The 12,717-nt window shown below is 64.0% G+C and carries 10 protein-coding genes and 2 rRNA genes; 6 read left to right on the top strand and 6 right to left on the bottom strand.

Features of this window, described 5'->3' with window-relative positions:
• Positions 1-161: 161 nt before the first annotated feature.
• Both NF681_16720 and rrf read left to right on the top strand, forming a co-directional pair.
• A 23S ribosomal RNA gene (locus NF681_16720) occupies positions 162-3,034 on the top strand.
• Positions 3,035-3,162: 128 nt separating this feature from the next.
• Positions 3,163-3,275 (top strand): 5S ribosomal RNA (gene rrf, locus NF681_16715).
• A gap of 274 nt (positions 3,276-3,549) precedes the next feature.
• Here rrf and NF681_16710 read toward each other — a convergent pair.
• Together NF681_16710 and NF681_16705 are read right to left on the bottom strand one after the other, a co-directional pair.
• Positions 3,550-4,710, bottom strand: coding sequence for an anhydro-N-acetylmuramic acid kinase (locus NF681_16710; GenBank protein ID UST53916.1), 1,161 nt, complete (start codon positions 4,708-4,710; stop codon positions 3,550-3,552).
• 55 nt (positions 4,711-4,765) lie between these two features.
• Complete coding sequence (locus tag NF681_16705) at positions 4,766-6,115, bottom strand: M23 family metallopeptidase (protein UST53915.1); 1,350 nt, start codon at positions 6,113-6,115, stop codon at positions 4,766-4,768.
• 157 nt (positions 6,116-6,272) lie between these two features.
• Between NF681_16705 and tyrS the strand changes: the two genes are divergently transcribed.
• The 3 genes from tyrS to dtd are packed head-to-tail and all read left to right on the top strand — an operon-like array spanning position 6,273 to position 8,928.
• A complete protein-coding gene (gene tyrS / locus NF681_16700; GenBank protein UST53914.1) occupies positions 6,273-7,505 on the top strand; it encodes a tyrosine--tRNA ligase in 1,233 nt (410 codons plus the stop codon).
• A 35-nt stretch (positions 7,506-7,540) separates the two neighbouring features.
• Positions 7,541-8,491, top strand: a complete 951-nt coding sequence (locus tag NF681_16695; GenBank protein UST53913.1) for a cation diffusion facilitator family transporter — start codon at positions 7,541-7,543, stop codon at positions 8,489-8,491.
• Entirely contained in the window at positions 8,488-8,928 is a 441-nt protein-coding gene (gene dtd, locus NF681_16690; GenBank protein ID UST53912.1) for a D-aminoacyl-tRNA deacylase, read from the top strand. Before NF681_16695 ends, dtd begins: the two co-directional genes overlap by 4 nt.
• 22 nt (positions 8,929-8,950) lie before the next feature.
• Here dtd and ybeY read toward each other — a convergent pair whose 3' ends face one another.
• Together ybeY and NF681_16680 are read right to left on the bottom strand one after the other, a co-directional pair.
• The gene (gene ybeY, locus NF681_16685) at positions 8,951-9,433 is read right to left on the bottom strand and encodes an rRNA maturation RNase YbeY (GenBank protein ID UST53911.1); all 483 of its coding nucleotides are present in this window, start codon (positions 9,431-9,433) and stop codon (positions 8,951-8,953) included.
• A 2-nt stretch (positions 9,434-9,435) separates the two neighbouring features.
• The gene (locus NF681_16680) at positions 9,436-10,383 is read right to left on the bottom strand and encodes a PhoH family protein (GenBank protein ID UST53910.1); all 948 of its coding nucleotides are present in this window, start codon (positions 10,381-10,383) and stop codon (positions 9,436-9,438) included.
• Positions 10,384-10,414: 31 nt separating this feature from the next.
• Between NF681_16680 and ruvA the strand changes: the two genes are divergently transcribed.
• Positions 10,415-10,987 (top strand): Holliday junction branch migration protein RuvA, encoded by a 573-nt coding sequence (gene ruvA / locus NF681_16675; GenBank protein UST53909.1) that lies wholly within the window; start codon positions 10,415-10,417, stop codon positions 10,985-10,987.
• Positions 10,988-11,051: 64 nt separating this feature from the next.
• On the opposite strand, the gene NF681_16670 is transcribed toward ruvA, so the two are convergent.
• Both NF681_16670 and NF681_16665 read right to left on the bottom strand, forming a co-directional pair.
• Positions 11,052-12,008, bottom strand: a complete 957-nt coding sequence (locus NF681_16670; GenBank protein ID UST53908.1) for a phosphatidate cytidylyltransferase — start codon at positions 12,006-12,008, stop codon at positions 11,052-11,054.
• Positions 12,005-12,661, bottom strand: a complete 657-nt coding sequence (locus NF681_16665; protein ID UST55815.1) for a 1-acyl-sn-glycerol-3-phosphate acyltransferase — start codon at positions 12,659-12,661, stop codon at positions 12,005-12,007. The genes NF681_16670 and NF681_16665 overlap by 4 nt, the downstream gene beginning before the upstream one ends.
• Positions 12,662-12,717: the final 56 nt, after the last annotated feature.

Here is a 12,717-nt window from a genome sequence, read left to right as displayed (position 1 = left end):
CATCAGCAACATAGAATTTTTGATTGCGTCAAATGAACTTCAATTTCGAGTCAAATCGAATTGAATGAAACGGCATAACGCGTCAGGTGAAAGACCTGACATATTCCTTGTGATGATTTTGTGTTTCGTTGGAGCGATCCGTCGAGACGTCAAAGTTATAGGGTCAAGTGAATAAGAGCACGTGGTGGATGCCTTGGCAATGATAGGCGACGAAGGACGTGATAGCCTGCGATAAGCTTCGGGGAGCTGGCAAATTAGCTTTGATCCGGAGATTTCCGAATGGGGAAACCCACCTGCAAAGGTATCGCATGATGAATACATAGTCATGCGAGGCGAACCGGGTGAACTGAAACATCTCAGTAGCTCGAGGAAAAGACATCAACCGAGATTCCGAAAGTAGTGGCGAGCGAAATCGGAAGAGCCTGTTAGTGATAGCACAAGACATAACGGAACAGTTTGGAAAGACTGGCCATAGTGGGTGATAGCCCCGTACGTGAAATGACCTGTGTGGTACTGAGCTAACGACAAGTAGGGCGGGACACGAGAAATCCTGTCTGAATATGGGGGGACCATCCTCCAAGGCTAAATACTCATCATTGACCGATAGTGAACTAGTACCGTGAGGGAAAGGCGAAAAGAACCCCGGGAGGGGAGTGAAATAGATCCTGAAACCGCGTGCTTACAAAAAGTAGGAGCCCGCAAGGGTGACTGCGTACCTTTTGTATAATGGGTCAGCGACTTACATTCAGTGGCAAGGTTAACCGAATAGGGAAGCCGTAGAGAAATCGAGTCCGAATAGGGCGATCAGTCGCTGGGTGTAGACCCGAAACCAAGTGATCTATCCATGGCCAGGATGAAGGTGCCGTAACAGGTACTGGAGGTCCGAACCGACTAGTGTTGCAAAACTAGCGGATGAGCTGTGGATAGGGGTGAAAGGCTAAACAAACTTGGAAATAGCTGGTTCTCTCCGAAAACTATTTAGGTAGTGCCTCAAGTATTACCATCGGGGGTAGAGCACTGTTTTGGCTAGGGGGTCATGGCGACTTACCAAACCAAGGCAAACTCCGAATACCGATGAGTACAGCTTGGGAGACAGAGCACCGGGTGCTAACGTCCGGACTCAAGAGGGAAACAACCCAGACCGCCAGCTAAGGTCCCTAAAATTGGCTAAGTGGGAAACGAAGTGGGAAGGCTAAAACAGTCAGGATGTTGGCTTAGAAGCAGCCATCATTTAAAGAAAGCGTAATAGCTCACTGATCGAGTCGTCCTGCGCGGAAGATGTAACGGGGCTAAGCCAGTTACCGAAGCTGCGGATTTGCAATTTATTGCAAGTGGTAGGAGAGCGTTCTGTAAGCCTGTGAAGGTGCGTTGTAAGGCGTGCTGGAGGTATCAGAAGTGCGAATGCTGACATGAGTAGCGTTAAAGGGGGTGAAAAGCCCCCTCGCCGTAAGCGCAAGGTTTTCTACGCAACGTTCATCGGCGTAGAGTGAGTCGGCCCCTAAGGCGAGGCAGAGATGCGTAGCTGATGGGAAACAGGTCAATATTCCTGTACCGATGTATAGTGCGATGTGGGGACGGATCTTAATAGGTCATCCGGGTGTTGGACATCCCGGTTTAATTGGATGTAGGCGTACGTTAGGCAAATCCGGCGTACATATACCGAGGCCAATGATCGAGCCAGCTTGCTGGTGAAGTGACTGAACGAGGTTCCAGGAAAAGCCACTAAGCTTCAGCTATACACGACCGTACCGCAAACCGACACTGGTGCGCGAGATGAGTATTCTAAGGCGCTTGAGAGAACTCAGGAGAAGGAACTCGGCAAATTGACACCGTAACTTCGGAAGAAGGTGTGCCCTATTAGTGTGTAGTGAACAACGAAGCATGAATGGGTTGCAAAAAATCGGTGGCTGCGACTGTTTATTAAAAACACAGCACTCTGCAAACACGAAAGTGGACGTATAGGGTGTGACGCCTGCCCGGTGCTGGAAGATTAAATGATGGGGTGCAAGCTCTTGATTGAAGTCCCAGTAAACGGCGGCCGTAACTATAACGGTCCTAAGGTAGCGAAATTCCTTGTCGGGTAAGTTCCGACCTGCACGAATGGCGTAACGATGGCCACACTGTCTCCTCCTGAGACTCAGCGAAGTTGAAATGTTTGTGATGATGCAATCTCCCCGCGGAAAGACGGAAAGACCCCATGAACCTTTACTGTAGCTTTGTATTGGACTTTGAACAGATCTGTGTAGGATAGGTGGGAGGCTTTGAAGCAGGGTCGCTAGATCTTGTGGAGCCAACGTTGAAATACCACCCTGGTGTGTTTGAGGTTCTAACCTAGGTCCATTATCTGGATCGGGGACAGTGCATGGTAGGCAGTTTGACTGGGGCGGTCTCCTCCCAAAGCGTAACGGAGGAGTTCGAAGGTACGCTAGTTACGGTCGGACATCGTGACGATAGTGCAATGGCATAAGCGTGCTTAACTGCGAGACTGACAAGTCGAGCAGATGCGAAAGCAGGACATAGTGATCCGGTGGTTCTGTATGGAAGGGCCATCGCTCAACGGATAAAAGGTACTCTGGGGATAACAGGCTGATACCGCCCAAGAGTTCATATCGACGGCGGTGTTTGGCACCTCGATGTCGGCTCATCTCATCCTGGGGCTGTAGCCGGTCCCAAGGGTATGGCTGTTCGCCATTTAAAGAGGTACGTGAGCTGGGTTTAAAACGTCGTGAGACAGTTTGGTCCCTATCTTCCGTGGGCGCTGCAGATTTGAGGAAGCCTGCTCCTAGTACGAGAGGACCGGAGTGGACACACCTCTGGTGTATCGGTTGTCACGCCAGTGGCATTGCCGAGTAGCTAAGTGTGGAAGAGATAACCGCTGAAAGCATCTAAGCGGGAAACTCGTTTCAAGATGAGATCTGCCGGGGCCTTGAGCCCCCTGAAGAGTCGTTCAAGACCAGGACGTTGATAGGTCAGGTGTGGAAGCGCAGTAATGCGTTAAGCTAACTGATACTAATTGCTCGTGCGGCTTGACCCTATAACTTTGATCGATCAGATCAGGGTGTTATGCCAAGTTGACGCATTCAAAACAATTCGCCAAAAGCTGATTCCAAACTCTATGAATTCGTTCGACTGATCGTGTGATCAGCCGGACAACCCTTTATGCCTGATGACCATAGCGACGTGGTACCACTCCTTCCCATCCCGAACAGGACAGTGAAACGCGTCAGCGCCGATGATAGTGCGGGTTCCCGTGTGAAAGTAGGTCATCGTCAGGCTCTTACAGCCTAGAAAGCCCGGTTGCGAAAGCATCCGGGCTTTCTTCATTGGGAAAAGAATTCCAGTGATTCGCTGGATCTTCCAGCCAATCCCTGCCCTTTGCAGGCCTAGCACGCGATTTGATGTTTTCGCACGACCACCGAGCCACGGATGTGCCTTGGCCTTGGAGCATGACTGCTCCCGTCACGGTTCAAGGTTTCTGCTGCGAGGCGCCGTACGAAATCAAGCGTGATATCAGTCGCCCATTGATCGGGCGCCTTCCATCTGTTCTCGTCACTTCGGGTAGATCGCTCCGAGCACTCGTCCGCTTCGTGCGCCCGTGACACTGGCGAGGTTGCCATGTTCACGCTGGATGGTGGCGCGGGCCAGCCAGGCAAATGCCGTGGCCTCCACCTGTTGCGGAGGAAGACCACGCACTTCTGATGAGATCACGTTGATGCTGGGCAGCCGTGCCCCCAGACGTGCCATCAAATGGTCGTTGAAGGCACCACCGCCGCAGACAATCAGTTCACGTGCGGCATGTGCGTGAAGTTGCACATCGTTCGCGCATGAGACGGCCGTGAGTTCCGCCAAAGTGGCTTGGACGTCGGCTGGGTTCACCGTCCGGTCGGCGATCGATGCAGAGATCCATTGCGGATGGAAGAGATCACGACCCGTGCTCTTGGGAGGTGATTTTGAAAAATACGCATCCGACAGCAGGTCGGCAAGCAGGTCCGGCATTACTTGGCCGCTCGCAGCCCAGCGTCCAGCCCGGTCGAAGGGCTGTTGGGTGTGAAGTCGGCACCAATGGTCCATGAGGGCGTTGCCTGGGCCACAGTCGAAACCCAGCACGACGCCGGCCGATGTGGCACGGCCCGCAACGTTCACCGCACCCTGAGGCGGAAGCACGCTGAGGTTGGCGATGCCACCGATGTTCAGGACAGCGACGGTTTCGTCTTTACGTCCGAAGACCGCACGATGGAAGGCCGGCACCAGTGGCGCCCCTTGGCCACCCGCTGCGAGATCGCGGGTCCGGAAGTCGGCGACGACGTCGATGCCGGTCAGTTCGGCGAGCAGGGCGGGATTGTTGAGTTGAACGGTGTAGCCGATGCCGTCGAACTCACCGGGGCGGTGTCGCACCGTCTGGCCGTGGGCGCCGATGGCAATCACATCGCTTGGGTTCGTCGCGTCGCCGTCCCTGGTGGCGAGCAGCTGCCCGACCACGTCGGCGTAACAACGGACCAGCGCGTTGGCGCAGAGCGCCGCGCGATGGATTTCGTCGTCGCCAGGGGTGTTGAGGGCCAGCAGTTCGGTGCGCAGTGTTGGGGGCAGCTCCACGCTTGCATGGCCGAGCACCTGCACGCCGCCCTCGCCAGCGAATTCCACCAGCACGCCATCGATGCCGTCGAGCGAGGTGCCCGACATCAGTCCGATGTAGCGATGTCGTCCCGTCATGCGTGTGGCATCGGCCGATGAAACGCTGTCGTCGGATCGGCGTGGAGGCGGGACGTCAGTCGGCGCTGGCCTGTACGACGGAGAACGCCGCGGCCAGCTCGATGCGGGTCGATACCGCCAGTCGCTCGAAAGCCGGTCGTGCCGCCGCACTCAAAGGTGCCACGCCGGTCTGTTGGGCGAGGGTGGCCGGGTCGGCCTGCTCGCCGTTGATGCGGAACTCGAAATGCAGGTGTGGACCGGTCGCCCAGCCGGTCGAGCCCACGGCGCCGATGAACTGGCCCTGGTTCACACTCTGGCCGACCTTCACGTCCATGCGGCTCAGGTGGGCGTAAGCCGTTTCCTGGTTGTTGCGGTGCTTGATGACGACCAGATTGCCATAGCCGCTCTGAGTGCCTGCGAAAGCGACCACGCCATCGCCCACGGTGCGAACGGCCGTTCCGGTGGGAGCCGCGAAATCGGTGCCCTTGTGCTGACGCCAGCTGTTGAGGATGGGGTGCAGGCGCATCGCGAAGCCACTGGAGATGCGCGAGAACTCGACCGGCGACGCCAGATAGGCGGCGCCCAGGCTCTTGCCATCGGGCTGGTAGTAACCGCCCTTCTGACCGGGCTCCTGGAACCAGATCGCCTGGTAGGTCCTGCTGCCGCTCTCGATCTCGGCGGAAAGCACGCGACCGGTGCGCAGGGCCTGGCCATCCGCCTCGAAGGTCTCGTAGACCACGGCGAAGCGGTCGCCCTTTCGCAACGAGCGAAAGTCGACCGCGCCATCGAACACATCGGCCAGCTGGCTGGCGACGGCATCGGGAATGTTGGCGTCGTCGGTGGCGGCGAACAGCGTCGTGCGCACGACGCCGCTGGCGAGCTTGCTGGCAGCGGCGAGCTGCTCGTTCTCGATGCGGACGGTGAACCCCCCGGCCGTCTGGGTCACCACGAGGCGCTTGAAGGCGCCGGAGCCGTCCGGGATCCAGCGCGCGATCAGGCGTTGCAGGGAGTTGTCGCGCGCGGCTTCGGCCGTGACGGTCCGCCCGGACCGGCTCAGCAGCGCGCCGCGCGCCTGTGCGTTCCCGCGCACGAAGGCGGCGGCGGCCGGATCGGAGATGCCCAGGCGTTTGAACAGGGCCTCGACCGTGTCGCTCGGGCGCGTGACCTCGGTGCGGAACAGCGTGAAATCGTGCGATTCCAGGGCTTCGGTCTGAGACGTGGCGGGGAACGGCTTGACGGCTTCGAGCACCTGCTGCACGGGCAGATCGGCAGGGTCGCCACCCAGCGAGGCCACGGCGAAGGCACCGCCGCCGGCGCACAGCAGCAAGGCGCCGATGGCGGCGGTGATCTGCCTGGGATAGGTTTGCAGGGTCCGGGAAATGCGGGAAGCGATCAACTCCTCCGCAGCAAGAATGGCATGGATCAACGTCTGAATTCCGTTTGGGTCGGCGGATCCGTGCTGCAGAAACTCGCGGGGCGAGACGGTGGACAGCGCGGCCGGGAGCGCCGCTTAGAATCCGGCGCCTGAGAAAAAGTCGGGGTGAGTATAGCTTCGGCACCCGGAAACCGTCCCCAACCTCCCCATGACCGCCACTCCTGTTACAGACCAAAATGTGTCCGATCGTGTAGGAATCGCGCTCGAGACGTCCCTGCGGGGCGCCGACGAATTGCTGCCCGAGGCCGAATGGGTGCGCAAGCTGCAGCGCTGCGAAACCAGCGGCGTGCCGTTGCGCATCAAGCTGGGCCTCGATCCCACGGCCCCCGACATCCACATCGGCCACACGGTGGTGCTCAACAAGATGCGCCAGCTGCAGGACCTCGGCCACACCGTGATCTTCCTGATCGGCGACTTCACCACCACGATCGGCGATCCGTCGGGACGCAACAGCACCCGGCCGCCGCTCACACGCGAACAGATCGAGGCCAACGCCCAGACCTACTACCGCCAGGCGAGCCTGGTGCTCGACCCGGCGCGCACCGAGATCCGCTACAACTCCGAATGGTGCGATCCCCTGGGCGCGCGCGGCCTGATCCAGCTGGCGGCCAAGTACACCGTGGCGCGCATGATGGAGCGGGACGACTTCGACAAGCGGTTCAAGGGCGGCCAGTCGATCTCGGTGCACGAGTTCCTCTACCCGCTACTGCAAGGCTACGACTCGGTGGCGCTGAAGTCGGACCTCGAACTCGGCGGCACCGACCAGAAGTTCAACCTGCTCATGGGCCGTCACCTGCAGCAGGAACATGGCCAGGAGCCGCAGTGCATCCTGACGATGCCGTTGCTCGAGGGCCTGGACGGCGTCGAGAAGATGTCCAAGAGCAAGGGCAACTACATCGGCGTGACCGAGGAGCCCAACGCGATGTTCGCCAAGGTGCTGTCGATCTCCGACGACCTGATGTGGCGCTGGTACACGCTGCTGAGCTTCCGCTCGCTCGCCGACATCGCCGCGCTTCGCGCCGAGGTCGCCGCCGGTCGCAACCCGAAGGACGCCAAGGTCGCTCTCGCGCGCGAGATCACGGCGCGCTTCCACAGCGCCGCCGCCGCCGACGCGGCCGAGCAGGACTTCGTCAATCGCAGCAAGGGCGGCGTGCCCGACGAGATGCCCGAGGTGTCGCTCTCCGGTGCCCCGCTGGGCATCGCGCAACTGCTCAAGCAGGCCGGCCTGGCGCCGTCCACGTCCGAGGGCAACCGCCTGATCGACGGCGGCGGCGTGCGCGTCGATTCGGCCGTGGTGAGCGACCGCGGCCTGAAGCTCGACCCCGGCCGCTATGTCGTGCAGGTCGGCAAGCGCAAGTTCGCGCGCGTGACGCTGGCCTGACCGGCCGGACGGCCATCGGTCCACCCGCTCCGCCGATGCCGATCCTTCCCCGGTCCCTGCGTCGTGGTCGCCTGCCGCAGCCGCGCACGCTGCTGCGGCTGTCGATCGCGGTGGCGCTGATCACCATCGTGCTCAAGGGACTGGCCGGGTACGTGACCAATTCCATGGGCCTGATCTCCGATGCGATGGAGTCCTTCGTCAACCTGGCGAGCGCGACCTTCGCGCTGGGCATGGTGACGATCGCGACCCGGCCTCCGGACGACGACCATCCCTACGGACATCACAAGGCCGAATACTTCTCCTCCGGCTTCGAGGGCATCCTGATCCTGGGCGCGTCCCTGGCGATCGGCGTGGTGGCGGTCCTGCGCCTGCTCTCGCCGCAACCCCTGGAGGACCTCGGCTGGGGGCTGGCGCTGTCGATCGTCAGTTCCGGCTTCAACGGCGCGCTGGCCTGGATGCTGTTCCGGGCCGGGCGCGAGCACCGCTCGATCGCGCTGGAGGCCGACGCGCGCCACCTCGTGACCGACGTCTGGACCTCGGCCGCCGTGGTGGTGGGCATCGTCGGCGTGCACTTCACGGGCTGGCTCTGGCTCGATCCGGTGCTGGCCATCGGTGTGGCGCTCAACATCGCGCGCGAAGGCGTGCACCTGGTGTGGCGCTCGTCGCAGGGCCTGATGGATCAGGCGCTCGACGCCGAGTCGCTCGCCACGCTGGACGCCGTGCTGGCGCGCTTCGCCGCCCAGCCCGGCGGCGTGACCCTGCGCTTCGACGACATCGCCACCCGCAGCGCCGGCCAGCGTCGCTTCGCCGACCTGCACATGCACGTGCCGGGCGACTGGTCGCTGCGCCACGCCGCCGCCTTGCGCGACCGGCTGGAGCAGGCGCTGATGGACGCGTTGCCCGGCCTGCGCGTCACCATCCAGCTGCTGCCGCTGGACATGGAGGCGCGCGCGGTGCTCCTGGCCGACGGGCAGGGCGCCGCATGAAGGCCGTGCTGCAGCGCGTGCGCGAGGCGCGCGTCGAGGTCGAGGGCCGCGTGGTCGGCTGCATCGGCGCCGGCCTGCTGGTGCTGCTGTGCGCCGAGCGCGACGACACCGACGCCGTCGGCGACCGTCTGCTGGCCAAGCTCCTGAAGCTGCGCATCTTCTCCGACGACGCGGGAAAGATGAACCGCAGCGTGCAGGACGTCGGCGGTGGCCTGCTGATCGTGAGCCAGTTCACCCTGGCGGCCGACGTTCGCGGCGGCAACCGGCCGAGCTTCACGCAGGCGGCCGCGCCCGACGAGGGCCGGCGCCTCTACGACCGGTTCGTGGCGGGGGCGCGTCTCGCCCATCCAGTGGTCGAGACGGGGGTGTTCGCCGCCGACATGCAGGTGCACCTGGTCAACGACGGGCCGGTGACGATCCCGCTGCAGATGCCGTGACCCGGAAACGGGCGCGGTGCCTTCAGGCGGGGGCGTCGGGGTCCGCGTAGGGGTCGCGGATGCCGAGGCCGGCCAGGATCTCGGTCTCGTAGGCCTCCATGGCCAGGGCGTCGGCCTCGCCGGTCTCGTGGTCCCAGCCCTGGGCGTGCAACGCGCCGTGGACCAGCAGGTGCGCGTAATGCTCGGCCAGCGGCTTGTTCTGCTCGACGGCCTCGCGCGCGACCACGGGGGCGCACAGCACGAGGTCGGCCATGACGACCGGCGCCTGCGCGTAGTCGAAGGTCAGCACGTTGGTCGGGTAGTCCTTGCCGCGGAATTCACGGTTCAGGCGCTGGCCCTCCTCGGCGCCGACGATGCGCACCGTGATCTCGCCGTCGACCGCCAGCGCGTGGCGGATCCAGCGCGCGACCCGGTGGCGCGGCAGCGCGGCGCGGTGCGTCGCCACCTCCTCGAAGCGGGCGAACTGCAGCGACAGCGACAGTTGCCGCAGGGACTCCGCGGCCATGGTCAGGCCGTGCCGGCGCGCTTGCGCACACCGTCGTAGGCATCGACGATGCGCGCCACCAGCGGATGGCGCACCACGTCAGCGCTGGTGAAGCGCGTGGTGGCGATGCCCTTGACGCGCTTCAACACGCGCTCGGCATCGACCAGGCCGGAGAGTTGCGTCTTGGGCAGATCGATCTGGCTGACGTCGCCCGTCACCACGGCCTTGGCGCCGAAGCCGATGCGCGTGAGGAACATCTTCATCTGCTCCGGGGTGGTGTTCTGCGCCTCGTCGAGGATGACGAAGGCGTTGTTGAGCGTGCGCCCGCGCATGAAGGCCAGCGGCGCGATCTCCAGCGCGTTGCGCTCGAAGGCCTTCTGCACCTTGTCGTTGCCCATGAGGTCGTAGAGCGCGTCGTAGAGCGGTCGCAGGTAGGGGTCGACCTTCTGCGACAGGTCGCCCGGCAGGAAGCCCAGGCGCTCGCCGGCCTCGACCGCCGGGCGCGTGAGCACGATGCGCTGGACCGCGCTGCGCTCGAGCGCGTCGACCGCGCAGGCCACCGCGAGGTAGGTCTTGCCGGTGCCCGCCGGGCCGATGCCGAAGGTGATGTCGTGGGCGGCGATGTTGGCGAGGTAGGCCGCCTGCGTGGGCGTTCGGGCGCGCAGGTCGGCGCGGCGCGTGACCAGCATCGGGGCGTCCTCGCCGTCGGCGCCCATGCCCGAGTCGCTCGCCAGCGTGAGCTGCACCACGGCGGCGTCGATCGGCCGGTCGGCGATCTCGTAGAGGGCCTGCAGCACCTCGACGGCCTGGTCGGCGATGGCCTTGGGGCCGTCGACCTTGAACTGCTCGTGGCGGTGCGCGATCGTCACGCCCAGCGCTTCCTCGATGCGGCGCAGGTGCTCGTCGAGCGGGCCGCACAGGTGGCCCAGGCGCGCGTTGTTGAGGGGCTTGAAAGTGTGTCGGACGATCAAAGGATAATTCCGGGTTCGTTGAAGGAAACCCATGATAGGCAAATTGACCGGCACGCTGGCCGAGCGCAATCCACCCCAGGTGGTGGTGGACTGCAACGGCGTCGGCTACGAGGTCGACGTGCCGATGAGCACGTTCTACAACCTGCCTCACACCGGCGAGCGCATCTCGCTGCTGACGCATTTCGTGGTGCGCGAGGACGCGCAGATCCTCTATGGCTTCGGCACGCACCAGGAGCGCGCGGCATTCCGCCACCTGATCAAGATCACCGGTGTCGGCCCGCGCATGGCGCTGGGCGTGCTCTCGGGACTGAGCGTGGGCGAACTGGCGCAGATCGTCACCCTGCAGGACACCGGGCGGCTGGTGAAGCTGCCAGGCATCGGCAAGAAGACGGCCGAGCGGCTGCTGCTCGAACTCAAGGGCAAGCTCGGCGCCGATCTCGCGCTGCCGGCCCATGCCGAGACCGACGCGCAGGCCGACATCCTGCAGGCGCTGCTCGCGCTGGGCTACAGCGACAAGGAAGCCGCCGCCGCGCTCAAGGCGCTGCCCCGGGACGCGACGGTAGGCGAGGGCATCAAGCTGGCGCTGCGGGCGCTGGCCAAGTAGGCCGTCCGCCGCCCGGTGACGGGCGCGGCGCCCGGGCGGGGCCCGGACCGCGCGCGCACCGCGCTCACGGCACCCACGCGTAGCGCAGCGCGTGGAAGTAGATCGGCGCCGCGAAGATCACCGAGTCCAGCCGGTCGAGCATGCCGCCGTGGCCCTCGATCATCGAACCCCAGTCCTTCACGCCCCGGTCGCGCTTGATGGCCGACATCACCAGGCCGCCGAAGAAACCCATCAGGCAGATGACGAAGGCCATGAGCGCAGCCTGCCAGGGGTTGAAGGGCGTCGCCCAGTGGAGCGACGCCCCCAGCGCGGTGGCGCTCGCCACGCCGCCCACGAGGCCCTCCCAGGTCTTGGAGGGCGACAGCCCGGGGGCCACCTTGTGGCGGCCCAGCAGCTTGCCCCACACGTACTGCAGCACGTCGCTGCCCTGCACCACGATGACGAGGAACGCGATCAGCAGCAGGTTGCGGCCCTCGAAGCCCGGGATCTGCAGCATGAGCAGCGCGGGCACGTGGCTGATGCAGAACACGCACACCATCAGGCCCCACTGGAGCTTGGAGGTGCGCTCCAGGAAGCGCTGCGTGTCGCCGCCCACCGCCGCCAGGATGGGCAGGATGAGGAAGGCGTAGACCGGGATGTAGAGCGAATAGAGCCCGTACCAGTCGATCCAGATCAGGACGTACTGGCCCGGCAGCACGACGAAGAAGGCCAGCGCGATCGCGCCGTGGTCGCCGCGCCGCGTGTAGGCCAGGCTGATGAATTCGCGCAGCGCGTAGAACGAGATCAGGTAGAACAGGACGATCACGCCGCCCCGGCCGAAGGCGAAGGCCAGGCCGATGACCGCCACCATCACCCACCAGGCGTTCACGCGCGCAACGAGGTTGTCCAGGACCGGGTGCGGCTGGCCGCGCGCCACGCGCCACCTGAGCAGCGCGCCGATGGCCGAGGCCAGCGCCAGCACGCCGAAGATGCCGCCGAAGAGCTTGAGCGTGGTCCACGCGGACGGGGAGAGCGCGGTCATGGCGCGGCGCCCGCTCCGTCGCGCCCGTTCGGGTCGACGCGGTCGTACTCGGGACGCAGGTCGAGCATGGCGGCGCGGGCACGGGCCAGGAACGACGCCTTGTCCTCGCCTTCGGCCAGCGCGAGCGGCGCGCCGAAGCGCACCGTGCAGGCCAGCGGGATCGGCACCAGCACGCCCTTGGGCAGCACGCGCTTCAGGTTCTCGATCCACACCGGCACCAGCCGCACCCGGGGGCAGGCGCGCGCTAGGTGGAACAGCCCGCTCTTGAGCGGCAGCAGGACGTCGTCGCCGGTGTTGCGCGTGCCTTCGGGAAACATGATGAGCGAGTCGCCGCCGTCCAGCGCCGCCTTCATCTGGTCGACCGGGTTGCCGCCCTCGCCAGTGCCGTCGCGCCGGATCATGAGCGCGTTGAACACGTCGTGGCCGATGAAGTGGCGCAGCTTCGAGGCCTCCCAGTAGTCCTGACCCGCCACCGGCCGCGTCCGCGCGCGCAGGTCGGGGGGCAGCGTGGCCCACAGCAGCACGAAGTCGCCGTGGCTGGTGTGGTTGGCGAAGTACAGCGTCTGCTCGGCCTTGGGAGCGGTGCCCGACCAGATGGCGCGCACCCCGGTGAGCAACCCGGCCGCGCCGATGATGAGCTGGCCCGCCGCGATGGCGAGCCCGCGCCTGAGGGCGGTGCGCGCGGGACGGTGCGGGAGGCCGGAGGCGT

The organism is Comamonadaceae bacterium OTU4NAUVB1 (assembly GCA_024372625.1).
Taxonomy (GTDB): Bacteria; Pseudomonadota; Gammaproteobacteria; order Burkholderiales; family Burkholderiaceae_C; genus Variovorax.
This window is presented reverse-complemented; position numbering and strand designations above follow the sequence as displayed.

What these genes read in the sequence shown, in the direction of transcription:
- ruvA (UST53909.1), top strand. Translation starts at nt 10,415, where the DNA reads ATGATAGGCAAATTGACCGGCACGCTGGCCGAGCGCAATCCACCCCAG.
- dtd (UST53912.1), top strand. Translation starts at nt 8,488, where the DNA reads ATGAAGGCCGTGCTGCAGCGCGTGCGCGAGGCGCGCGTCGAGGTCGAG.
- NF681_16670 (UST53908.1), bottom strand. Translation starts at nt 12,008, where the DNA reads ATGACCGCGCTCTCCCCGTCCGCGTGGACCACGCTCAAGCTCTTCGGC.
- tyrS (UST53914.1), top strand. Translation starts at nt 6,273, where the DNA reads ATGACCGCCACTCCTGTTACAGACCAAAATGTGTCCGATCGTGTAGGA.
- NF681_16710 (UST53916.1), bottom strand. Translation starts at nt 4,710, where the DNA reads ATGACGGGACGACATCGCTACATCGGACTGATGTCGGGCACCTCGCTC.
- ybeY (UST53911.1), bottom strand. Translation starts at nt 9,433, where the DNA reads ATGGCCGCGGAGTCCCTGCGGCAACTGTCGCTGTCGCTGCAGTTCGCC.
- NF681_16695 (UST53913.1), top strand. Translation starts at nt 7,541, where the DNA reads ATGCCGATCCTTCCCCGGTCCCTGCGTCGTGGTCGCCTGCCGCAGCCG.